Annotated in this window: 24 protein-coding genes and 1 tRNA gene; 13 read left to right on the top strand and 12 right to left on the bottom strand. The window is 29.4% G+C overall.

The features are described from left to right. Window positions 1-22: 22 nt before the first annotated feature. The 3 genes from ACKTTQ_RS02290 to ACKTTQ_RS02280 all read left to right on the top strand — a co-directional run bounded on the left by ACKTTQ_RS02290 (window position 23) and on the right by ACKTTQ_RS02280 (window position 1,891). Window positions 23-95: transfer RNA gene (locus ACKTTQ_RS02290), tRNA-Gly, on the top strand. Window positions 96-361: 266 nt separating this feature from the next. Beyond that, window positions 362-598, top strand: coding sequence for a hypothetical protein (locus ACKTTQ_RS02285; RefSeq protein WP_093868752.1), 237 nt, complete (start codon window positions 362-364; stop codon window positions 596-598). 72 nt (window positions 599-670) lie between these two features. Next, window positions 671-1,891 carry a radical SAM protein gene (locus ACKTTQ_RS02280; RefSeq protein ID WP_113786719.1) on the top strand — a complete coding sequence of 407 codons (1,221 nt, stop codon included), beginning with the start codon at window positions 671-673 and terminating at the stop codon, window positions 1,889-1,891. A 43-nt stretch (window positions 1,892-1,934) separates the two neighbouring features. On the opposite strand, the gene ettA is transcribed toward ACKTTQ_RS02280, so the two are convergent. The 8 genes from ettA to ACKTTQ_RS02240 form a co-directional block, all read right to left on the bottom strand. Continuing rightward, complete coding sequence (gene ettA, locus ACKTTQ_RS02275; protein WP_093868754.1) at window positions 1,935-3,626, bottom strand: energy-dependent translational throttle protein EttA; 1,692 nt, start codon at window positions 3,624-3,626, stop codon at window positions 1,935-1,937. 33 nt (window positions 3,627-3,659) lie between these two features. Beyond that, complete coding sequence (locus ACKTTQ_RS02270; protein ID WP_093869210.1) at window positions 3,660-3,836, bottom strand: CAL67264 family membrane protein; 177 nt, start codon at window positions 3,834-3,836, stop codon at window positions 3,660-3,662. 112 nt (window positions 3,837-3,948) lie between these two features. Further along, window positions 3,949-5,976, bottom strand: a complete 2,028-nt coding sequence (locus ACKTTQ_RS02265; RefSeq protein WP_093868755.1) for an NADPH-dependent 2,4-dienoyl-CoA reductase — start codon at window positions 5,974-5,976, stop codon at window positions 3,949-3,951. A 128-nt stretch (window positions 5,977-6,104) separates the two neighbouring features. Beyond that, a complete protein-coding gene (locus ACKTTQ_RS02260) occupies window positions 6,105-6,680 on the bottom strand; it encodes a phosphatase PAP2 family protein (protein ID WP_408048281.1) in 576 nt (191 codons plus the stop codon). 1 nt (window position 6,681) lies between these two features. Beyond that, a complete protein-coding gene (locus ACKTTQ_RS02255) occupies window positions 6,682-7,722 on the bottom strand; it encodes a peptidylprolyl isomerase (protein WP_093868757.1) in 1,041 nt (346 codons plus the stop codon). Window positions 7,723-7,811: 89 nt separating this feature from the next. Beyond that, window positions 7,812-8,543: an FKBP-type peptidyl-prolyl cis-trans isomerase gene (locus ACKTTQ_RS02250; protein ID WP_113786716.1), complete on the bottom strand. Its 732-nt coding sequence runs from the start codon at window positions 8,541-8,543 to the stop codon at window positions 7,812-7,814. Window positions 8,544-8,549: 6 nt separating this feature from the next. Next, entirely contained in the window at window positions 8,550-9,077 is a 528-nt protein-coding gene (gene gldI, locus ACKTTQ_RS02245) for a gliding motility-associated peptidyl-prolyl isomerase GldI (protein ID WP_299135403.1), read from the bottom strand. Further along, a complete protein-coding gene (locus tag ACKTTQ_RS02240; RefSeq protein ID WP_408048280.1) occupies window positions 9,067-10,095 on the bottom strand; it encodes a DHH family phosphoesterase in 1,029 nt (342 codons plus the stop codon). Before ACKTTQ_RS02240 ends, gldI begins: the two co-directional genes overlap by 11 nt. 79 nt (window positions 10,096-10,174) lie before the next feature. On the opposite strand from ACKTTQ_RS02240, the gene ACKTTQ_RS02235 reads away from it, so the two are divergent. Together ACKTTQ_RS02235 and ACKTTQ_RS02230 are read left to right on the top strand one after the other, a co-directional pair. Further along, a complete protein-coding gene (locus ACKTTQ_RS02235; RefSeq protein WP_093868761.1) occupies window positions 10,175-11,179 on the top strand; it encodes an alkaline phosphatase D family protein in 1,005 nt (334 codons plus the stop codon). A 61-nt stretch (window positions 11,180-11,240) separates the two neighbouring features. After that, entirely contained in the window at window positions 11,241-11,660 is a 420-nt protein-coding gene (locus ACKTTQ_RS02230) for a nucleoside-diphosphate kinase (RefSeq protein ID WP_093868762.1), read from the top strand. Between the two features lie 61 nt (window positions 11,661-11,721). Here the strand turns inward: ACKTTQ_RS02230 and ACKTTQ_RS02225 are convergent, their stop codons facing one another. The 3 genes from ACKTTQ_RS02225 to recF are packed head-to-tail and all read right to left on the bottom strand — an operon-like array spanning window position 11,722 to window position 13,622. Continuing rightward, window positions 11,722-12,228: a hypothetical protein gene (locus ACKTTQ_RS02225; RefSeq protein WP_408048279.1), complete on the bottom strand. Its 507-nt coding sequence runs from the start codon at window positions 12,226-12,228 to the stop codon at window positions 11,722-11,724. Then, window positions 12,229-12,525 (bottom strand): DUF721 domain-containing protein, encoded by a 297-nt coding sequence (locus ACKTTQ_RS02220; protein WP_093868764.1) that lies wholly within the window; start codon window positions 12,523-12,525, stop codon window positions 12,229-12,231. A 17-nt stretch (window positions 12,526-12,542) separates the two neighbouring features. After that, window positions 12,543-13,622, bottom strand: a complete 1,080-nt coding sequence (gene recF / locus ACKTTQ_RS02215) for a DNA replication/repair protein RecF (protein WP_093868765.1) — start codon at window positions 13,620-13,622, stop codon at window positions 12,543-12,545. 113 nt (window positions 13,623-13,735) lie between these two features. On the opposite strand from recF, the gene ACKTTQ_RS02210 reads away from it, so the two are divergent. The 8 genes from ACKTTQ_RS02210 (at window position 13,736) to ACKTTQ_RS02175 (ending at window position 21,419) form a co-directional block, all read left to right on the top strand. Next, window positions 13,736-14,518, top strand: a complete 783-nt coding sequence (locus tag ACKTTQ_RS02210) for a tetratricopeptide repeat protein (protein ID WP_093868766.1) — start codon at window positions 13,736-13,738, stop codon at window positions 14,516-14,518. Between the two features lie 63 nt (window positions 14,519-14,581). Further along, window positions 14,582-15,088 carry a 6,7-dimethyl-8-ribityllumazine synthase gene (gene ribH / locus ACKTTQ_RS02205; protein ID WP_093868767.1) on the top strand — a complete coding sequence of 169 codons (507 nt, stop codon included), beginning with the start codon at window positions 14,582-14,584 and terminating at the stop codon, window positions 15,086-15,088. A 204-nt stretch (window positions 15,089-15,292) separates the two neighbouring features. After that, the gene (locus tag ACKTTQ_RS02200) at window positions 15,293-15,577 is read left to right on the top strand and encodes a riboflavin synthase subunit beta (RefSeq protein WP_093868768.1); all 285 of its coding nucleotides are present in this window, start codon (window positions 15,293-15,295) and stop codon (window positions 15,575-15,577) included. Continuing rightward, on the top strand, window positions 15,577-17,445 hold the full coding sequence (gene mutL / locus ACKTTQ_RS02195) for a DNA mismatch repair endonuclease MutL (protein WP_408048278.1): 1,869 nt from the start codon (window positions 15,577-15,579) through the stop codon (window positions 17,443-17,445). The genes ACKTTQ_RS02200 and mutL overlap by 1 nt, the downstream gene beginning before the upstream one ends. Window positions 17,446-17,529: 84 nt before the next feature. Further along, entirely contained in the window at window positions 17,530-18,255 is a 726-nt protein-coding gene (locus ACKTTQ_RS02190) for a rhomboid family intramembrane serine protease (RefSeq protein WP_113786711.1), read from the top strand. 29 nt (window positions 18,256-18,284) lie between these two features. After that, complete coding sequence (locus ACKTTQ_RS02185; protein WP_408048277.1) at window positions 18,285-19,145, top strand: rhomboid family intramembrane serine protease; 861 nt, start codon at window positions 18,285-18,287, stop codon at window positions 19,143-19,145. A gap of 65 nt (window positions 19,146-19,210) precedes the next feature. Next, window positions 19,211-20,224, top strand: a complete 1,014-nt coding sequence (locus tag ACKTTQ_RS02180; protein ID WP_113786709.1) for an endonuclease/exonuclease/phosphatase family protein — start codon at window positions 19,211-19,213, stop codon at window positions 20,222-20,224. 55 nt (window positions 20,225-20,279) lie between these two features. Then, window positions 20,280-21,419, top strand: coding sequence for a geranylgeranyl reductase family protein (locus tag ACKTTQ_RS02175; RefSeq protein ID WP_408048276.1), 1,140 nt, complete (start codon window positions 20,280-20,282; stop codon window positions 21,417-21,419). 175 nt (window positions 21,420-21,594) lie between these two features. Here the strand turns inward: ACKTTQ_RS02175 and ACKTTQ_RS02170 are convergent, their stop codons facing one another. Then, window positions 21,595-22,470, bottom strand: a complete 876-nt coding sequence (locus ACKTTQ_RS02170; protein ID WP_408048275.1) for a coiled-coil domain-containing protein — start codon at window positions 22,468-22,470, stop codon at window positions 21,595-21,597. Window positions 22,471-22,513: the final 43 nt, after the last annotated feature.

The raw sequence follows: 22,513 nt of genomic DNA, 5'->3' as shown, positions 1-22,513 counted from the left end.
TGTACAAAAATCTTTACCAAATGCGAGAGTAGCTCAGTTGGTAGAGCGTCAGCCTTCCAAGCTGAATGTCGCCAGTTCGAACCTGGTCTCTCGCTCAAAAACCGAAACAATATTGTTTCGGTTTTTTTTATTACATAAAACTTAGGCCAATACTAGCTTAATCTTCTCTTAGAATAAAAAACACACTCCTTTTATTCTTGCTTATTATCTATTAATTTAAAATTAAATAAAAAAAATGGGTAATACTATAAAGCTCCTCATACTAGTTAGAAAGAATAATTATTAAATGCGCATTTAATAAAATTGAGGAAGCTGAAAATCATTAATAGAGTAAGCACGATAATAAACAAATACTAATACAATGAAAAAAAAGTTTTTTTTACCTAAAGGGTTAGACAAATTTTCAAATTTAGAAATTAAAAGTTTAGACAAGTTTAAAGGTGGTGCTATCGGTCCAGTTACTGATGATATTATTTACATACCAACAGGTGGTGGAGGTAGACGTTGTCCAGATGGAATGGTTTGGTCTGAAACATTAAGTAAATGTGTTACTAGAATTGCAGTTGAAGAAAAGAAAGAAGTACGATTCAGCATGTAATTTAAAGTATAGGGAATTATATCTGAATGTTAGATATAATTCCTTTTTTATAAACTTAACCTATCTAATATTATGATTTTCGATGCTTTAGTTTTAAAAGTTGCTAGTAGATGTAACTTAAATTGTTCCTACTGTTTTATGTATAATCTTGGTGATACAACCTATAAAAATCAACCAAAATTTATGTCAGACACTACTGTAGACAATATTTTAAAGAAAGTAAAATCATATATCCAAAAATTTAATAAAGAAAAATTCACTTTCCTTTTCCATGGTGGTGAACCTTTACTAGCTTCTGAAGAATTTTATAGACTCTTTATATCGAAAGCCAATCAGTTACAAAAAAACCTTGATAAGGTTACTTTTTACTATGAAATGCAAACCAATGGTGTACTTATTAATGACAGCTGGTTAAACTTGTTTAAAGAACTTAATATTTACCCTAGTGTTAGTGTTGATGGAACCCCAAAAGCACATGATATGTATAGAGTAGATCATAAAGGTAAAGGGAGCTATGAAGACGTTTTTAAGGGAGTATCTCTTCTTAAAAACAAAATGGGACACGCTGATATAGCTTGTGTAATTAATACAAAGGAGAATCCAAAAGAAACTTACGATAGTTTTAAAAAAATGAATGTAAGCTTAGTGAATTTCTTAATTCCTGACTATACTCACGATAATTTCCCTTTTAACAAGGACAAAAATACAATGTCAAATTGGCTAATTGAGTTATTTGATATCTGGATTAACGATCCTGAAAGATATAAAATACCAATGTTTATCGGTTTTATTAATAGCTTACTAAGAATTACTGAAAATACTGAAAATGAATCAAAAGTATTAGTCATAGAAACTAATGGTGAAATAGAAGCTATCGACTCATTAAAAGCATGTGGTAATGGTTTTACTAAAACTGGGTTAAGCATAAACAGCAATGAGTTTTCAGATATAAAAAACTCTCCTTTAGGAAGTTTATATTTTGGAAGCCATGGAAGTAAATTGTGCAACCAATGTATGGAATGTCCTTTAAACGAAATTTGTAAAGGAGGACGATTAGTTCATAGATATAGTAAGAAAAATGGTTTTAACAACCCTTCAGTGTACTGTAAAGACCTTATTACTTTCATAGCTCATATTCAAAATTACTTTATGAATACACTTCCTGAATTACATAAAGAGGAAAATATTGAAGCTATTAACCCTTCTGAAATTATTGAATACCTCAATACGATTCCTTCAAGATCTTCACATTCTTATTCTAAAGAATTAGAAGCATTTTCAAATAGTATTTAAGAAAAAAAAGACTGTCTTTAAAAGGACAGTCTTTACATTTTATTTATCTAATTAATTTTTTATACTTAATTCGTTTAGGCATTATATCACCACCTAAGCGTTTCTTTTTATTTTCTTCATACTCAGAAAAAGATCCTTCATAGAAATAAATTTGACTATCTCCCTCAAAAGCTAAAATATGAGTACAAACTCTGTCTAAAAACCATCTATCATGGGAAATTACTACAGCACAACCTGCAAAATTCTCTAAACCTTCTTCTAAAGCTCTTAACGTATTCACATCTAAATCATTAGTAGGCTCATCTAAAAGTAGTACGTTTCCTTCTTCTTTTAAAGTCATTGCTAAATGTAAACGATTACGTTCACCACCAGACAATGTGTTTACTTTTTTATTCTGCTCGCTCCCTCCGAAATTAAACCTACTTAAATAAGCTCTAGAGTTCACCTGCTTACCTCCCATCATTACCAAATCTTGTCCTTCAGAAAAGTTTTCCCAAATTGATTTTTCAGGGTCTATATTAGAATGCGCTTGATCTACGTAGGCTATTTTAGCAGTTTCACCAACATTAAAGGTTCCAGCATCAGGAGTTTCTTCACCCATTATCATTTTGAAAATAGTAGTTTTACCAGCTCCATTTGGACCAATAATACCGACAATTCCAGCTTGAGGTAAATTAAACTCTAAGTTTTCATACAATAATTTATCTCCAAAAGCTTTAGAAACACCTGAAGCTTCAATTACATTAGTACCTAATCGTGGTCCGTTAGGAATATAAATTTCAAGTTTTTCTTCAGTTTGCTTTTGGTCTTGACTCATTAATTTCTCATAACTCTTCAAACGTGCTTTTTGCTTTGTTTGTCGACCTTTTGCTCCTTGACGTACCCAATCTAACTCTCGTTCTAAAGTTTTTTGACGTTTTGAAGCTGTTTTACTTTCCTGAGCTAATCTTGTTGATTTTTGATCTAACCAAGATGAATAGTTTCCTTTCCAAGGAATTCCTTCACCTCTATCTAATTCTAAAATCCAACCAGCTACATTATCTAAAAAGTATCTATCGTGAGTAACCGCAATAACTGTTCCTTTATATTGTGCTAAATGATGCTCTAACCAGTGAACAGACTCTGCATCCAAGTGGTTTGTTGGCTCATCTAATAATAAAATTTCTGGTTCTTGAAGTAATAATCTACATAAAGCAACTCTACGACGCTCTCCTCCTGATAAAACACCTATTAATTTATCTGAATCTGGTGTTCGTAAAGCATCCATTGCTATTTCTAGCTTGGTATCTAATTCCCATGCATTCGAAGCATCTATCTGATCTTGAAGTTCAGCCTGACGAGCCATTAACTTATCCATTTTATCAGCATCAGAATATACTTCTTCTAAACCAAACATGTCATTAATTTTGTTGTACTCATCAAGAATTGCAACCGTTTCAGCTACCCCTTCTTTTACAACTTCCATTACTGTTTTAGTTTCATCCAGTTGAGGCTCTTGCTCTAGGTAACCAACTTTATATCCTGGTGAAAAAGTTACATCACCTTGATAGTTTTTTTCAACACCAGCAATGATTTTTAATAATGTAGATTTTCCTGATCCGTTTAAACCAAGAATTCCAATTTTAGCTCCATAAAAGAAACTTAAATATATATCTTTTAAAACTTGTTTTCCTGTACTTTGATAGGTTTTAGAAACCTTATTCATCGAAAAGATTACTTTCTTATCGTCACTCATTATAATTATTCTTTAAAAAATTAGTGGATATTATTATACTCTACCTTTTAGTGCATTAAACACCCATGCATTTGCAAAAAAACCAAGACCAACTGCGCCAAATCCATACCCTGCTATTTCATCGTATTTAAATACTGCTAAAGTTACAAGTAAAATCCCCATTAAAATCATTATCAATGTAGCCCAACCAAGAACTGTGTTTTTATTCATTGCCATTCTATTGTATTTTGTAATAATATCACAAATATCGGTAAATATTTAGATTTATCAATAAATTCAGGTTTTATAAAAAAGAAATCCTGCAAATTGCAGGATTTCTTTTTTATAATTTAGCAGCTAATCTGCTACCTTGATTTATAGCTCGTTTGGCATCTAACTCAGCAGCGACGTCAGCTCCTCCAATTAAATGAACATTTACTCCTTTTGCTTCTAAAGGCTCGAACAACTCTTTAAAAGGAACTTGACCTGCACAAATAATTACATGATCGACCTCTAATATCTTTTCTTCTTCATTTTGAGTATAATGCAATCCTTGATCATCTATTTTCGTATACTGAACTTCATTTATAAACTGTACATTCTTCTTTTTTAAATTAGCTCTATGAATCCAGCCAGTAGTTTTCCCTAGATTTTTTCCGAATTTACCTTTACTTCGTTTAAACATAAATATTTCCCTTGGTGAAGGATGAAACTCAGGCTTAACACCTTCAATACCACTTCGTGCTCCCATTGTTTTATCAACTCCCCACTCTTTTAACCAAGCATCTATATTTTGACTTGTGCTTTCACCTTCGTGAGTTAAATATTCAGAAACATCAAAACCAATACCTCCAGCTCCTATAACAGCAACTCTTTTACCTACTGTTTTTTTCAATTTTAAAACATCGATATAATTTAATACTTTTTCATGATCGACACCTTCTATTCTTGGCGTTCTTGGAGTAATACCTGTTGCTAAAATTACTTCATCAAAATTACCTTTTGCTAAATCTTCAGCTGAAACCCTTGTATTTAATTGAATGTTTACATTATGTATTTCAAGCTGTTTTTTAAAATATCTAATTGTTTCGTAAAACTCTTCTTTTCCTGGAATTTGTTTAGCGATATTAAACTGACCTCCTACTTCTTTATCGGCATCAAAAAGTGTTACTTCATGACCTCTTTGAGCTGCAACAGTAGACGCTGCTAAACCTGCAGGTCCAGCACCAACAACCGCTATACGCTTTTTATTATTTGTAGCAGTATAATTTAATTCTGTTTCATGACACGCTCTAGGATTTACTAAACAACTTGCTATTTTCTTTTCAAAAACATGATCTAAACAAGCCTGATTACAAGCTATACAGGTATTAATTTCATCATCTTTTTCTTCTTTAGCCTTATTCACCCATTCAGGATCAGCTAAAAATGGACGAGCCATAGAAATCATATCTGCATGCCCTTCTGCCAAAACCTTTTCAGCTACATCTGGCATATTAATACGATTAGATGTTATTAAAGGAATAGAAAGCTCTTCTTTCATTTTTTGAGTAACCCATGTAAAAGCTGCTCTAGGCACTGAAGTTGCTATTGTAGGAATTCTTGATTCATGCCAGCCAATTCCAGTATTTATGATTGTAGCTCCTGCCTTCTCAATTTCTTTTCCTAATTGAACTACTTCTTCCCATGAACTACCATTTTCTACTAAATCTAACATTGACAAGCGATAAATGATAATAAAATTCTCTCCTACTTCTTCTCTTATTTTACTTACCAATTCAACGGCCAAACGAATACGATTTTCATAAACACCTCCATAGGTATCCTCTCTCTTATTTGTTCTTTTTACTATAAATTGATTGATTAAATACCCTTCGGAACCCATAATTTCTACTCCATCGTAACCAGCTTCTTGAGATAATTTAGCACAATTAACAAAATCTTTCACTGTTCTTCGTATTCCAGATTGCTTTAAAGCAAATGGTTTAAAAGGATTAATTGGTGCTTTTATTTTCGAAGGAGCTACTGTAAATGGATGGTACCCATAACGACCAGAATGTAAAATTTGCATACAAATTTTCCCTCCTTCTTTATGTACAGCTTCAGTTATTACTTTATGTTCTTTAGCATGTTTTTTTGTACTCATTCTTGCTGAAAAAGGTGCTGTCCAACCTTGAATGTTTGGTGCTATTCCACCCGTAACTATCAATCCAACTCCTCCTTTAGCCCTTTCAGCATAGTAAGTCGCTATCTTTTCAATTCCATTCTTCTCTTCTTCTAAACCTGTATGCATCGACCCCATTAAAACTCTATTTTTCAAAGTTGTAAATCCTAAATCTAATGGCTCAAAAATATGTTTGTACTTAGTCATGATATAATTTTTTATTATTTTTATTATGCATGCATAATAAATGCAAGATACTAATATTTTAAATATCTTATAAATAAATAGAGCATTTTCAAATGAAAATGCTCTATTTATTCTAATTCTACTATTTACTAACTATACTCCTCCTTAAAAACAGCCTTAAACAATAGCTTGTATAACAGATAAAAAACAGTTCCAATAAGTGCACCTGTTAAGTAACCTGACGTTACATCTACTGGATAATGAACCCCTAAATATATTCTACTATACCCAAAAATTACTGGAAATATAAATAACAAGTATATTAATTTAGTTCTGTTTCTAAGCAGGAACACTATAAATACAGTAAATGCTGAAGACAGTGATGCATGTCCAGACCAAAAACTATACCCTCCCGGCTTATATGAAAATGTTCTTAATAACTGCTGTAAGCTTTCAGTATTACAAGGTCTTAATCTCTCTGAATAGTTTTTAACTAAATTTGTAAACTGATCAGAAAAAGCAACTAATAAAACTAGGAATAAAAATGTAAAAATTCCTTTTTTGAATCCTAGATATTTAAATATTAAAAATAAAATAAAAGCAAATAAAGGAGCCCAAGTAAATTGATTAGTTATTGTTAACCAAAAACCATCATATTGCTCACTTCCTAAATTATTTAAAAAGATCAACAGCTCTCTATCTTTTTGTAAAATACTCTCTACCAAACTATTTACCTACTTTTAAAACTTCAACTTCAAAAATCAAATCAGATTTCCCAATAATTGGCCCTAATCCATCTTCACCATATCCTAGATAATAAGGAATAAAAAACCTAGACTTATCACCTTCCCTCATCGTTTTAACACCTTCTTTCCATCCGGCAATTAAATCCATTTCATCTATTATAAAAGTAAATGGCCTTCCTTTGTCTATACTCGAATCTATTTTTTTTCCATCTATTAAATAAAGTGTGTAATGAACTGTAGTTGGAATAGCAGGATTCACTTTCTTACCTTTACCTTTTTGTAATGATAATATTTTCAATCCAGACTCAGTAGAAATAGCTTTATCTATCCCCATTTTTTCTAGATACTTCTTTTTTAATTCTTCTAATATTCTTTTGCGTTCCTCTTCTTTTTGAGCTGCATTTGCTAATTCATTTTTGAATACTATTGGGGCATCAAATTTCTTTGCCTCTTTACCTACTCTAATAATTTCAATATGATTTATATAATCATTTTTCTGAATAGTATCAACAATAGACTGTCCTTTTTGCACCATTCCAAATATAGAATGCATTCCATCTAACCAAGGTGTAGCTTTGTGCGTAATAAAAAACTGACTTGAATTTGTGTTTTTACCTGAGTTAGCCATAGATAAAACACCTGCTTTCTCATGTTTATAAATTAATTTTCCTTCGGCATCCATCGGAAACTCATCTCCAAATTTATATCCAGCATTACCACCACCAGTTCCTGTAATATCTCCTCCTTGTATCATAAAATCTTTAATAACTCTATGAAATTTTGTTCCATCAAAATAAAGCTTTCCTTTTAATGAATCGGTTACTTTAGGATTGTCACCTTCTGCTAAAGACACAAAATTAGCAACTGTCATTGGAACTTCTTTATCATGAAGTTTAATTAATATATCACCTCTATTCGTCTGTATATCAGCATACAAACCGTTTTCTAAATCTGGATATTTTATTGTTTTACAAGCAGTTAATACAACTGTAATAATTAATAAATATTTTACTAATTTCATTTCTCTATTTTTAGTTTAGCTAAAGTACTAAAAAACAATTAGGCTAGTGAATTCACTAGCCTAATTGTTTTTAAATATGTTGTGATAAATTACTTAATTTCTAATAATTCTACTTCAAAAATTAATGCAGAAAATGGTTTTAATAATTTACCTCTTTGTTGAGGTCCGTAAGCCAATTCTTGTGGTATAAAGAATTTGTATTTAGCTCCTGGTTTCATTAACTGTAAACCTTCAGTCCAACCTTTAATTACTTGCCCTACTCCAAATTCAGATGGCTCTTTTCTTTCTACAGAACTATCAAAAACAGTACCGTCAATTAAAGTTCCGTGATAATGTACTTTAACTCTAGAGTTAGCCTTAGGAGTATCTCCATTACCTTCTTTTAAAACTACGTATTGTAATCCACTAGCAGTAGTAACTACTCCACTTTTAGTTTTATTATCAGCTATAAACTTTTCGTTTTCTTTTTTATACTCTCCAAATTCTTTTTCAGCTTTCTTAGTTTGCTCCTCCTGCATTTTTTTCATTCTCTCTTGCTGTTGCTTTTGGAAATAGTTACGTAAAACAACGTTTACATCTTTATTTTCCATTAACATATTAGTAGAATCCATTCCGTTTTTAAAACCTTGAATAAATAAATCATTATCCATGTCTTTAAAGTTAGCCCTTATCTTTGTTGCCATATCTAAACCAATAGCGTAACTTACTGAATCTACCTCAGATGTTAATGAACTTTTAGTTTTTGTTTGACCGCTGCCATTACTACAAGAAGCTATTGATAAGCCTATAATTGAAGCTGCTAAAATTTTAGTTAATTTCATTTTTATTTATTTGTTTTTAATGTCGATTAATGTTACTGTACTTTGTATAGGCTGATTTATACCTATTTTATTTCCATCACCAGTAATACCATAAGCTCTGTATGAAGGGATCACAAATGTAATGGTTTCTCCTATTTTCATCAACTTTATTCCATCTTGTAAAGCAGGAATAAAATCTTCTTTATCTATTTTGTATGTTCTTTGTTGTTTTTCGTATATAATATCACCAACCATACTCTTTACATTATACTCTATATCAACAAATTGCTCAAATTTAGGAGTATTACTTTGAAGCGTATCTTTTTTTACATAATAGTACCAATACCCTTTGGTACTTTCAATAAAATCATGAATTGTATCTTTAGATATCCATAACTCTATACGTTTTTTTTGCAGGTCGTTTATTTTTTTATTCTCTTTTAATACTTCTTTATAAAAGTTTTGTGTGCCATGCTTCTTAGGTCTTCTTGCTTTGGGTTCGTTACAAGAAAACAGTATAATTACTACTAAAAAAAATACACTTTTATACTTCATAAGATGTTTGTAATTCGTCAATATATTGAGGTAATAACGATTTAAATTTAGCAATCGTATCTTCCATATTTAATTCACTTTTTCCTCCTGACGCATTATCATGTCCTCCTCCATTAAAATAATTTCTTGCAAATTGATTTACAGAAAACTTTCCTTTAGACCTGAAAGATATTTTTATAATCCCCTGCTCTTCATCTTCTATAAAAATAACTCCAAATACAATTCCTTTTAATGATAAAGCATAATTTACAACACCTTCAGTATCTCCTTTCTCATAATTAAACTTCTTTTTTTCTTCTTGTGAAAGTGTTATAAAAGCTGTTTTATATTCTGGTAAAATTTCCAAATTACTCAATGATTGTCCTAATAACAACAATCTGCTATACGTGTTCGAATCATTAACATTGCTATGAATTTTATCATTTTCCGCTCCCTTATCTATTAAATCAGCAATAATTCTATGTGTTCTACTTGTTGTAGAACGAAAACGAAATGAGCCTGTATCTGTCATTATACCGGTATATAAACAGGTAGCAATGTGTTTATCTATCATATCCACATCTTCCATCATCTCAATAAAATTATATACCATTTGACAAGTTGAAGACATTGACGTATCAGAATACATATACGTAAAATCATCAGGCTGTTGATGATGATCAATTAATGCGAAATCGTTTTCATACTTTTCTAAAGTATTTTGCATGTCATGACCAACTCTATGCAATGCATTAAAATCTAATAAAAATATAATGGTAGATTTTTTTAATGCTTTTACACTTTGGTTATTTTGTCTGTCAAATCTATATACAGTTTCAGAGCCAGGAATCCAATGTAAAAAATCAGGATATTCATTAGGCATTAACACTTGTGCTTTATGCCCTTTTTTATCTAAATAATGTTTTAAACCTAATGTAGATCCAACTGCATCTCCATCAGGATTTCTATGCCCTATTATTACCACTTCTTGAGGCCGTGATAAGAATTCTTTTAATTCCTTAAATTGTTTCAAAATCATAAGTGGCGAAGATACAAATTAATGTTTTATTAATCTTTTTGTCCTTTTCTTTTTGTTTCTTTCAGAAAAAATTAAACACATGATTCGTTATAAATTTATTTTACCATTTCTAGTTTTATTATTTACTACTAACTCTTTCTGTCAAGAGAAATTCACCATTGCTTTTGGTTCTTGTAATAATCAAAATTTGCCAAATCCTTTTTGGCAAGACATCACTTCTTTACAACCTAATGTATGGATATGGGGCGGTGATAATATTTATGCCGATACTAATAGCATGCGTAAAATGAAAAGATTATACACTCAACAAAAAAATCGCTTCTTTTATAATAAATTAACTAAAACAACTCCTATTTTAGGAACTTGGGACGATCATGATTACGGAAAAAATGACGGAGGATTCGAATACAAAAAGAAGAAAGAAAGCCAACAATTATTTTTAGATTTTTTAGATGTTCCTGAAAACTCTCCTAGAAGACAACAAGAAGGAATTTATCATACTAAAACCTTTAAAACAAAAAACAATAGTGTTAAAATAATAGTATTAGATTCTCGATACTTTAGAACTAAACTAACAAAAGGCACTGGAAGTAAACGATTCCAACCTAACACTCATGAAGATGGTTCTATTTTAGGAACTCAGCAATGGAAATGGTTAGAAAATGAATTAAAAAACTCAAATGCTAACTTTAATATAATTGTAAGTAGTATTCAAGTATTATCAAAAGAACATGGTTTTGAAAAATGGGGAAACTTCCCAAATGAAGTAACTAAACTTTTTAAGCTTATTAAAACTTCAAAAGCAAAAAATGTTATTTTTCTTTCAGGAGACAGACATATTTCTGAATTTTCTAAAACTACAATAAAGGAAGTTCCGTATCCAATTATCGATTTTACTTCTAGTGGATTAACACATTCTTACACTTCTTTTAAATCGGAAGAAAATAAATTCAGAACCGGAAAAGTTGTAAGTTCTTTATCTTTTGGTGTGTTATCTATTGATTTAACAAGTAATAAAGTTGTTTTTCAAATGCGAGGTAAAAACAATGCTATCCTTCAAGAAATCGGTCAAACGTATCCTTAACTTGTTAATAACATTAAAAAGTGTATTTTTGCGCCGATTAAAAAACAAGAAGATTATTAAGATGGCAACAAATAGAACTTTTACAATGATTAAACCAGATGCAGTTGAAAACGGACATACTGGTGCAATTTTAGAAAAAATTAATGCTGCAGGATTTAGAATTGTAGCTCTTAAAAAAACACAAATGACAAAAAGTGATGCTGAAGCATTTTATGCTGTTCATAATGAGCGTCCATTTTTTGGTGAATTAGTTGAATTTATGACTCGTGGTCCTATTGTTTCTGCAATTTTAGAAAAAGAAAATGCAGTAGAAGACTTTAGAACATTAATTGGTGCTACAAACCCAGCTGAAGCTGCTGAAGGAACAATACGTAAAATGTTTGCTACTTCAATTGGTGAAAACGCTGTTCATGGTTCAGATTCTGATGAAAACGCAGCTATTGAAGGTGCTTTCCATTTTTCTGGTAGAGAAATGTTTTAATTAAAAGCATTAAAAAATATAAAAACTCGCTACAAATATGTAGCGAGTTTTTTATTTAGTGTTAAATTAATTCATTTTCTATAAATTTCTTTACCTTTTTATGTTGTGTTTTTTTATTTTTCTTTTGAAAATCATCTTCTAATATAAATTTGGGAATCCCATAAAAATAATGTTTCTCTATAAACGGGAGCATCTCATTCAATTTAGTTATATAAATTTTTCCATTTTCAAATTCCCATACTCCTTGTGGTGGAAAATAGTGAACTCTATATTTTATTTTATTAATTTCAATAGTATCAAGAACAATAAACTCTTCTTCAACCATACCTTCTACCAAGAAAGTTAATATCATAACACCAAAAGAAATTATTATTGAAAAATACTTTAAAGTTCTATTAACTAATGATGATTTCTTCCAATTTATTATGGTTAAAATTATTATGATTACTGATACTAAAATTGCAAAGAAAACATCACTATAAAAACCTATTAAAGAAAAAATTGTATAATTAATAACACCTACATAAAAAATCAATATTAGTATTAAAAATGTTACTATTTTATTCATTTAAACCAACATCAACTTCTTTACTAAATCTTCTCCCATTTCTTCATTAATCATTCTTATTATTTTGTCTTTACCGTAACTCAATTCTTCTCTTAATACCGAAGATTTTAAACGTACAATTAACGTTCCATTTTGTAATTTCACGCCATCTGTATAAGAAGCTACACCAGTTCCCATTAACTTTGCCCATGCTTCTTCAATATGAATTTTTTGAAACCCTTTATTTAAATTATTTTCTTTAATAAAACTTCCCATTAAGTCTTTTACTGAAAAACTATCATTCTCTCTTTTTGCCATCTCTTAATTTTTTAATATTAAAGTTTAAATATTTGGTATTCTTTATTACTTTTTTTAATTACATTTTCAGTTCTATCAGCATGAGTATCAGTAATAAAAATCTGACCAAACTCATCATCATTAACTAAATCAACAATTTGACCAACTCTATTTTCATCCAACTTATCAAAAATATCATCTAATAATAAAATTGGTACCACATTGGCTTGTTGTTTTATAAATTCAAACTGTGCTAATTTTAATGCTATTAAATATGATTTTTGTTGCCCTTGAGATCCAAATTTTTTAATTGGATACTCTTCTATTACAAAACTTAAATCATCTTTATGAATTCCAACTGTTGTGTACTGTATCATTCTATCTTTTTCCAAACTTTGTGCTAATAAGTCTTCAAAAGAAGTATCGTTCAACTGACTTTTATAGAATAAATCTACTTTTTCATTAGCTCCAGAAATTATTAAGTGCTTTGCATTAAAGATAGGTACAAATTCTTCTAAAAACAATTTTCTTTTTTTATGAATCACAGATCCATACTGTATTAACTGTTCATCATATACTTTCAAATTTAATGCGTCAAATGTTCTATTCGCAGCAAAATATTTTAATAGCGCATTACGCTGTACAAGTACTTTATTATAAGATATTAAGTTGTGTAAATATTCTTTGTCTTGTTGAGAGATAACACCATCAATAAACTTTCTTCTTGTATCACTTCCTTCAGTAATCAAATCTCTATCTGCTGGTGATATTATTACCAATGGTAATTGACCTATGTGTTCAGAAAATTTATCGTACGCCTTTCCATTCCTCTTTAAAACTTTTTTTTGACCTCTTTTTAATGAGCAAATAATTTTTTCAACTCTTTCATTTAATAAATAATCTCCTTCAATCATAAAAAAATCTTCACCATGTCTAATATTTTGCCCAGCTACAGAATTGAAATAACTTTTAGCAAAAGATAAATAATATATAGCATCTAACACATTTGTTTTACCAATACCATTGTTACCTACAAAACAATTTATCTTCTTTTGAAAATTAAATGTTTGTACTTCAATATTTTTAAAATTAACCAATGAAATTTTCTGCAAATACATGTAAAAAAGGTGTTTCTAAAAAGGTAGCGCAAATTATTGAAAATTTACGAAAAATCGATTTTTAAAATCCAATTAAAAAAACTATTTTTGTCGGCACTAATTTTTAAGCAATTATGGCTACATATAAGAAAAGAGGTTATAAACCTAAAAAAGAAAAGATTGTAAAGGAAGTAGAAGAAACTTTTGACGAAACACAAAGTACTACTGCTGAAGTCTTTAATAATTTAGATGAAGCCGCTAATAAATCTGAGCAATGGATTGAAAACAACAGCAAACCTTTGTTTTATGGTTTAGTAGCAGTTGCTGCTTTAATTTTAATATACTTAGGATATAATAAATTTATTGCTGAACCTACTGAAAAAGAGGCTTCAAATGAATTAGCATACCCTAGAACATTTTTTGATAAGGCTGCTACTTCTAGTGGAAAAGTTGCAGATTCTTTATACAACTTAGCGTTAACTGGTGGTGATGGAAAATATGGTTTTCCTGATATTGCAGAAACATTTAGTGGTACTAAAGCTGGAAATGTAGCAAATTATTATGCTGGTATTTCATATTTAAAAATGAAAAAATACGAAGAGGCTATCGAGTATTTAAGTAATTTTTCTTCTGATGATGAATTATTAGGCCCTACTGCTTTAGGAGCTATTGGAGATGCTTTTGCAGATATCAACCAAGCTGAAGACGCTTTAGAATACTATGAAAAAGCTGCTACTAAAAAAGATAATGAATTCACAGCACCTTTATTTTTATTCAAAGCAGGTCAAACTGCTATGAGTTTAAAAAAGTATAGTGTGGCTGAAAAACATTTTTCTCTTATTAAAGAAAAGTATTCTAATACTGATCAAGGAAGAGATATTGAAAAATACATTAACAGTGCTAAATACGCACAATAATTAAAAAAAATCTGCCATTACCAATTAATATTACTTTTAATTAGTAATAGCAAAAAATAAAATATGGCAACAACAAATTTATCACATTACGATAAAGCTTCAATCCCAAACGCGAAATCATTTCGGTTTGGGATTGTTGTTTCTGAATGGAATCCAGAAATAACAGGCAGCATGCATCAAGGAGCAATTGAAACTTTTCTTGATTGTGGAGCAGAAAAAGAAAATATTATTTCTTGGGAAGTTCCAGGAAGTTTTGAATTAGTATATGGTTGTAAAAAAATGATTGAATCTCAAAAACTTGATGCAATCATAGCTATTGGAAATGTAATTCAAGGAGAAACTAAACATTTTGATTTTGTTTGTGAAGGTGTAACTCAAGGAATAGTAGATTTAAACATTAAATACGATGTTCCTGTAATATTCTGTGTTTTGACAGATAATACCAGACAGCAATCTATTGAAAGATCTGGAGGAAAACTAGGAAACAAAGGTATTGAATGTGCAGTTGCGGCTATTAAAATGGCAGCTATTAAAAATCAAGAAAGAAAATCTAGTTCATTAGGTTTTTAATTTTACAAGCGCAAAAAGTATTTACAAGCCAAAAGAAAAATAATTATTTTTCTTTTGGCTTTTTCATGACCGATAAATACCATTGCTTATCACATACTATTTTATCAACATTGTTTGAACACCAATCTTTAATTCAGTAACTTTGATTTTTTACTTTTTATGGTGTGATTTTTGCAGAAACTCATCTAAAAAACAACAATTTTTATGGGATTTATTAAAAGAGAAAATAAAAAATTCGATTATACGCCTCGTTATTACAAAGGAGATGGAAATCCGTATGAAGTTAAACATAAATTTGATGAATTTCGTACTACGGTAGGAAAGAGAAAAAGTTTAAAAGGAAAGTTAAATTCAGCTATTGATGAATTTAAAAATTCTAAGAACGGAGGACTTAACAGTACTATAATTATTATTATAGCTGTTCTTGTGTTGTTCTTTTTATTTATAATTGATTTTGACTTATCCATATTTTTATCAAAAGATAATTAATGTCTGATATAATACAACTATTACCCGATCATGTAGCAAATCAAATTGCTGCAGGCGAAGTGGTACAACGACCTGCTTCTGTTGTTAAAGAATTATTAGAAAATGCTATTGATGCTGGTGCTACTTCTATAAAGTTGCTTTTAAAAGACGCTGGTAAAACGCTTATTCAAGTAATTGATGACGGAAAAGGCATGAGTACTACTGATGCTCGTTTATCGTTTGAACGCCATGCCACCTCTAAAATAAAAGATGCTCAAGATTTATTTAACTTAAATACCAAGGGATTTCGAGGAGAAGCCTTAGCTTCTATTGCTGCAATTGCGCATGTTGAGTTAAAAACAAAACAAGAAGATGAAGAGTTAGGTACACAAATAAAAATTGAAGGAAGTAAAATTACTTCTCAAGACACTATTTCAACAGCAAAAGGTACTAGTTTAGCTGTTAAAAATTTATTTTATAACATTCCAGCTCGACGTAATTTTTTGAAATCTGACACTATTGAAACTCGACATATTGTTGACGAATTTCAACGTGTAGCTTTAGCACATCCTGATATTACTTTTTTATTACATCATAATAATAATGAAGTATATCATCTTAAAAAAAGTAACCTACGCAAACGTATTGTTGCTATTTTTAGTCCAAAGATGAATGAAAAACTGGTTCCTATCCAAGAACAAACAGACATCATTACTATTACTGGTTTTGTAGCTAAACCTGAATTTTCTAAGAAAAAAAGAGGAGAACAATTCTTTTTTGTTAATGATAGGTTTATTAAAAGTTCTTACTTGAATCACGCTGTAGTAAATGCTTTTGAAGGGCTTTTAGAAAATGGATCACATCCTTCTTATTTTTTATATTTAGATGTACCTCCAAACAGCATTGATATTAACATTCACCCAACTAAAACAGAAATAAAGTTTGATAATGAAAAAGCTTTATATGCAATTTTACGAGCTACTATAAAACATAGTTTAGGTCAATATAATGTTGCTCCTGTATTAGATTTTGAAAGAGATGCTAATTTAGACACACCTTATGATTACAGTAAAAAAGGAACTCCTTCTGTTCCTCCAATAACTGTAGACCCTAATTTTAATCCTTTTAAAACAGAGACTCAGTACGAATCAACTCCAACTATTAATTCTGGTTCTTCAAGTAATACTTCTTCAAGTTCTACCCAAAGTTATCAGGCTAACTTTAAAAAAGACCCAGGTAATTGGGAGGCCTTATACACTAGTAATATTGAACCTCTAGATCCTGTACCTCAAGAACAACTTTTTGAATCTTACCAAGAAACTGAAACAGGTAAAACATTTCAAATTCAAAAAAAATATTTGTTAAGTTCAATAAAATCTGGAGTTGTTTTAATACATCAATCATTAGCCCATCAACGAATATTGTATGAAGAGTTTTTAGAAAACATTACCGTTAAAGAAGCTAGTAGTCAACAACTATTATTCCCAGTTAGTATTTCTTTTTCTACTTCTGATATTGAAATGATATATACCATAAAATCAGATTTAGAAAGTGCTGGTTTTATGTTTGATGAATTCACCAAGGAGAGTGTTGTAATTGGAGGAATACCAACCTCTATTACAGAAAGTCAAATTACACTTATATTGGAACAATTACTTGACGATATTAAGTTAGAAGTTCCAGACGCAAGTTTTAGTCATTTTGATGTTATGGCTAAGTCATTTGCTAAATCATTGGCTATAAAAACAGGAACTTTATTATCAACAAAGGAGCAAGAAAACTTAGTAAACGATTTATTTTCTTGTAAAGAACCTTCAGTTTCTCCTTTTGGTAAACCAATTTTTAAAACATTAACCTTACATGAAATTGATGCTATTTTTAACAAATAAATAATTTTTAAAATTAAAAAGAATAGTTAATTTTATATGCGTTCTTTATTTAAATGATTCAGAACACTTTAAAACTTTTTTAAGATGCCTAAATTAACAGATGCTATTAAGCATTTAATTATTATAAATGTAATCATGTTTGCAACTCCATTGCTATTAAAAATGGATTTAACAAATATTTTTGCACTACATCTACCAACAAATGAACACTTTGGTTTTTGGCAATATATTTCTAGTATGTTTATGCATGGTGGATCAATGCATTTAATATTCAACATGTATGCTTTATGGGCTTTCGGAACTCCGCTAGAGCAAATGTGGGGAAAAAACAAGTTTTTATTCTTTTATTTTTCAGCAGGACTTGGAGCAGGCTTAATATATACTTTTGTTAATTATTATCAATTTAATGATATTTATGAGCAATTAATTAGTCTTGGTCTTTCTTCTTCTGATATTCAACAAATTTTAGAATTTGGTAAATACAATGATGACATAATAACATTGTCTAATAAAACAATGAGTGAATTTTATTCTTTATATCATACACCCGCAGTAGGTGCCTCTGGAGCTATTTATGGAGTTTTAGTTGCTTTTGCTATCTCTTTTCCTGATGCTAAGCTAGCAATGATCTTTTTTCCTGTACCAATAGCTGCTAAATACTTTATTCCATTAATTATTTTAAGTGATTTATTTTTTGGATTAACTAAATACTCTGTTGGAAACATTGCTCACTTTGCACATATAGGAGGTGCTATTATTGGTTTTATAATCGCTTGGTATTGGAAAAAAAATCAATTTAAAATTCTTTAAATTTACCTATTAATTTTCGTTTATTAAAGATGGATGTATTAGAAAACATAAAGCATAGATTTAAACACGCAGGCATAGTTGAAAAACTAATTTACGTAAACCTTATCATCTATTTTGTTACATTGATGTTCGATGTTTTTAGTAAATGGTTTAAAACTGGTGAAAATATTATTGTAAAATGGTTTTCTCTTAATTCGAGTTTTGATGTATTTGTTTCACAACCTTGGACTATTTTTACATACGGCTTTTTACATGCTAACTTCATTCATATTTTATTTAATTTAATTGCCCTGTTTTATATAGGTCATTTATTTAAACAATACTTCACTTCAAAACAATTTCTTAATTTCTATCTACTAGGGACAGTTTCTGGAGGTATATTGTTTTTATTAGGATATAATTATATCCCTCTTTTTAAAAATCAATTAGTACCTCTTGTTGGAGCATCGGCAGGTATTTCAGCTATTTTTATAGGAATAGCTAGTTATATACCAAATTATCAATTAAAAATTAGATTTATTGGATTCATACATTTGTGGAAACTAGCCCTTATATGGGTATTATTAGACTTAATACAATTATCAGGAAATAATGCAGGTGGTCATTTTGCTCATTTAGGTGGATCTTTATTTGGTTTTATGTATGTAAAATATGCTAGTAATAAACAATTTAATATCTTTAAGCCTTTTACCGATTTATTTAAAAGAAAAGAAAAACCTTTAAAAACTGTATATAAATCTGGTAAAAAACCAACGTACTCTACTGCAACAAAACGTAAATCTAAAACACAACAAGAAGTTGATCTGATTTTAGAAAAAATAAGTAAATCAGGATACGAAACACTTTCTAAAGAAGAAAAAGAGTTTTTGTTTAAACAAGGAAAGAACTAAATAACTCTTTATTAAGAATTCCCCAAAGAAATACTATAAGACCATAACTTTTAAAATTTATTTGTGTGAAAAAGCTTTCAATTATAAACCCTCTTTTACTTTTTATTAATTCGATATTAGCAACCGCTTTGCTATTATCTTATTTACTGCCTTACATTTCACCAAAAACAGTACCCGCATTAACCATTTTTAGCTTATTTGTACCTTTCCTTGTACTAACTAATTTAGGATTCCTTATTTACTGGTTAATTAAGCTTCATAAAAACACACTTTTATCAGCTTTTGTTTTACTTATAGGCTGGTTTGTAGCTCCGCCTCTTCTTAAATTTTCTAACAAGGAGATAGTTCTTACTAATGATTTAAAAGTAATGAGTTATAATGTAAGGATGTTTAATTATTACAAGTGGAATGATGATGTTACTACTGAACAAAAAATTTATGAGTTTATAAATAATGAATCTCCAGATGTTATTTCACTACAAGAGTTTTATCAATCAGATTTATTAGATATTAAACTTCCTTATAAATATATAAAAACAAAATCTGCTACTAATAAATTTGGTCTTGCTATTTATTCAAAACATCCAATTGTAAATTCGGGTTCTTTAAATTTTAAAAATAGCGCTAACAATACAATTTTTATTGATATTGTAAAAAACATGGATACCATACGTATATATAATGCACACCTCGAATCTTTAAAAATTAATCCTAATAAAGAAAATTTTGGAGAAAAGAGTTCTGAACGTTTATTCAAACGTTTATCTAACGGATTTAAAAAACAGGTAAGTCAAACCGAAAGTATTATTAAACACGAATATAGCTGGAAAGGTAAAAAAATTATGTGCGGTGATTTTAATAATACTTCTTACTCATGGGTATATCGAAAATTATCAAAAAACAAAAAAGATGCTTTTATTGAAGGAGGTTTGGGTACTGGAAAAACCTTTCGTTATATATACCCTATGCGAATTGACTTTATTTTAACAGACAAAAGTGCTGTTATAAATCAGTTTAAAACATACAATGACAATAAACTTTCTGACCACTACCCTATTATGAGTCGTTTAAATTGGTAATTTTAGTTCTTATTTTTAAAAATAATGTATTTTTGCCTGCACCAAATAAAAACATATGAAACATTACGATGTAGCTGTAATTGGTAGTGGCCCTTCAGGCGCTTCAACAGCTTTTCATTTAGCTAAAAAAGGAATTTCAACTGTTATTATAGAAAAAGAAACGTTACCACGTTATAAAACTTGTGGTGGTGGTTTTGTTTTTAGAGGACGTAAAAATTTACCTTTTGAGATTGACGAAGTAGTTGAAAAAGAATTTCATACTGTTGATATTTATTTAGGTGACAAACTACATTTTAAAACTCATAGAGAAGATCCAACTATTTCTATGATTATGCGTGACTCTTTTGATAATCTTATTACTCAAAAAGCAAAAGAATTTGGAGCTACTTTATTAGAAAACCACAAGTTAAAAGGATTATCTTTTGAAGGTAATCTAATCACTTTAGAAACATCACAAGGTAATATTACTGCTAATTTTGTAATTGCTGCTGATGGTGCTTTAAGCCCTACAGCTAAAATGGCTGGTTGGAAAGAAGATACTCGAAAATTAATTCCAGCTTTAGAGTATGAGGTTGAAGTTTCTGATGAAGATTTTGAACGTTTATCAAAAGAAGTTCGTTTTGATATTGATGCTATTCCTTATGGATACGCATGGAGTTTCCCTAAAAAAAATCATTTATCTATAGGAGTTGCTTCTGCTAGAAGAACTAAGATTAATTTAAAAAAGTTTTACCAAGAATATATGGAAACACTTGGTATTACAAATGTAATTAGTGAATCTCAACACGGGTTTCAAATACCTGTATCTCCTCGTACTGATGGTTTTGTTAAAAACAATGTCTTTTTAATTGGAGATGCTGCAGGTTTTGCTGACCCTATAACCGCTGAAGGTATTTCTAATGCAATTTACAGTGGGAAATTAGCTGCTGAAGCTATTTTTGAAAGTAATAAAAATAATGAGCTTGCTGGTAAATTATATATAGAAAAAATAGAAGAAAACTTATTACCAGAAATTAAAACTGGTTTATGGCTTTCTAAATGGTTTTACGAACAAAAAACAGTTAGAAATATTTTACTAAAAAAATTCGGTCAACAATTTAGTGAAGCAATGGCTGATGTGTTTCATGGTGATAGAAGTTATCCTAAAGACATTAAGAAAACAATTAAACAACGAATTAAGGATTTAGTATTCTAAGTACCAAAAAATAATACCTTTTAAAAAAACGCTCTAAATGAATATTTAGAGCGTTTTTTATTAAATACTAAAACTCATATAAACATAAGTTTACTCTAATTAATAGTACTTACATAAAACAAAAAACACCATCAAAATGTTGATGGTGTTTTATTATATGAAACCTATTAAATTCTTAAGGGTTCTTCAATTTTTCAATTGCTGCCTTTTTCTCTTGAATTTCAGCTTTTATTTTATTTAATCTTTGGTTTATTTTAGAAACTATAGATGCTTTTCTATTTATTTCTTTTTGAGTAGCATTATCATCAGCTTTAACTTTAGCTAATTTAGCCTGTGCTCTTTTTAAACCTTCTTGACCACTTATTAAAATCTCTTCATTAACTATAATATCATCTTCTAACTCGTTGATTTTATCACGGTTCGCCTCAATTTTCTGATTTCTAATTGCTTCTTTTTGCTTGATTATTTTTTCTTTCTCTACTTTTATCTCACTATCAAGTCTATTTAACTTTTCAGCTTCTTTTAAAAGTTCTTCTTGCTCTTTACGATATTTCTCTTCTCTTTCTTTTCTTTCTCTTTCTAACTTTTCTCTTGCTATTTTTAACCTTTCTTGACGTTCAGCTAATTCTTTTTCGTTATTCAGAAATGCAGTTTTCTCAACTTTAGTTTTAACTTTAGCTACTTTTGTTACTCCTTTTTTAGCCGTTTTTTTCCCTAAATCTTCTTTATAATTAACTAAAGTTCTTTTTTGCTTCTTTATTTTTTTATCTAAAGTGTTTAATCTACTTTGAACATTAGCAAAAATTTTACGTTTTCTTTCAATTTCTTTTCGTGTAGATTTTTTAGTTTTTTCTGTATTTGAAAATCTTTTCTTGATTCTTTCTAAACCATCAATTCCACTTACTAACATTTCTTCGTTAACGCGAATCTCTTCTTCTAAATTTCCAATTTTTTTTCTAATTTCTTTTGATGTTTCTTGAGCAGTTGCTTGTTGTACATTTACAAAACTCAAAAAAGCAATTAAAGGGATAATGAACTTTAATATTCTCATTTTATTAAATTTAATTTAAATAACATTTACTTGAAATGCGACA

Source organism: Tenacibaculum halocynthiae, assembly GCF_964512825.1.
GTDB lineage: Bacteria > Bacteroidota > Bacteroidia > Flavobacteriales > Flavobacteriaceae > Polaribacter > Polaribacter halocynthiae.
Note: the sequence above shows the minus strand (reverse complement) of the source record. Positions and strands in the feature narration are given on the sequence as shown.

Coding starts and splice junctions, on each gene's coding strand:
- ACKTTQ_RS02285 (WP_093868752.1), top strand. CDS start 362: ATGAAAAAAAAGTTTTTTTTACCTAAAGGGTTAGACAAATTTTCAAAT.
- ACKTTQ_RS02280 (WP_113786719.1), top strand. CDS start 671: ATGATTTTCGATGCTTTAGTTTTAAAAGTTGCTAGTAGATGTAACTTA.
- ettA (WP_093868754.1), bottom strand. CDS start 3,626: ATGAGTGACGATAAGAAAGTAATCTTTTCGATGAATAAGGTTTCTAAA.
- ACKTTQ_RS02270 (WP_093869210.1), bottom strand. CDS start 3,836: ATGAATAAAAACACAGTTCTTGGTTGGGCTACATTGATAATGATTTTA.
- ACKTTQ_RS02265 (WP_093868755.1), bottom strand. CDS start 5,976: ATGACTAAGTACAAACATATTTTTGAGCCATTAGATTTAGGATTTACA.
- ACKTTQ_RS02255 (WP_093868757.1), bottom strand. CDS start 7,722: ATGAAATTAGTAAAATATTTATTAATTATTACAGTTGTATTAACTGCT.
- ACKTTQ_RS02250 (WP_113786716.1), bottom strand. CDS start 8,543: ATGAAATTAACTAAAATTTTAGCAGCTTCAATTATAGGCTTATCAATA.
- gldI (WP_299135403.1), bottom strand. CDS start 9,077: ATGAAGTATAAAAGTGTATTTTTTTTAGTAGTAATTATACTGTTTTCT.
- ACKTTQ_RS02240 (WP_408048280.1), bottom strand. CDS start 10,095: ATGATTTTGAAACAATTTAAGGAATTAAAAGAATTCTTATCACGGCCT.
- ACKTTQ_RS02235 (WP_093868761.1), top strand. CDS start 10,175: ATGATTCGTTATAAATTTATTTTACCATTTCTAGTTTTATTATTTACT.
- ACKTTQ_RS02230 (WP_093868762.1), top strand. CDS start 11,241: ATGGCAACAAATAGAACTTTTACAATGATTAAACCAGATGCAGTTGAA.
- ACKTTQ_RS02225 (WP_408048279.1), bottom strand. CDS start 12,228: ATGAATAAAATAGTAACATTTTTAATACTAATATTGATTTTTTATGTA.
- ACKTTQ_RS02220 (WP_093868764.1), bottom strand. CDS start 12,525: ATGGCAAAAAGAGAGAATGATAGTTTTTCAGTAAAAGACTTAATGGGA.
- recF (WP_093868765.1), bottom strand. CDS start 13,622: ATGTATTTGCAGAAAATTTCATTGGTTAATTTTAAAAATATTGAAGTA.
- ACKTTQ_RS02210 (WP_093868766.1), top strand. CDS start 13,736: ATGGCTACATATAAGAAAAGAGGTTATAAACCTAAAAAAGAAAAGATT.
- ribH (WP_093868767.1), top strand. CDS start 14,582: ATGGCAACAACAAATTTATCACATTACGATAAAGCTTCAATCCCAAAC.
- ACKTTQ_RS02200 (WP_093868768.1), top strand. CDS start 15,293: ATGGGATTTATTAAAAGAGAAAATAAAAAATTCGATTATACGCCTCGT.
- mutL (WP_408048278.1), top strand. CDS start 15,577: ATGTCTGATATAATACAACTATTACCCGATCATGTAGCAAATCAAATT.
- ACKTTQ_RS02190 (WP_113786711.1), top strand. CDS start 17,530: ATGCCTAAATTAACAGATGCTATTAAGCATTTAATTATTATAAATGTA.
- ACKTTQ_RS02185 (WP_408048277.1), top strand. CDS start 18,285: ATGGATGTATTAGAAAACATAAAGCATAGATTTAAACACGCAGGCATA.
- ACKTTQ_RS02175 (WP_408048276.1), top strand. CDS start 20,280: ATGAAACATTACGATGTAGCTGTAATTGGTAGTGGCCCTTCAGGCGCT.
- ACKTTQ_RS02170 (WP_408048275.1), bottom strand. CDS start 22,470: ATGAGAATATTAAAGTTCATTATCCCTTTAATTGCTTTTTTGAGTTTT.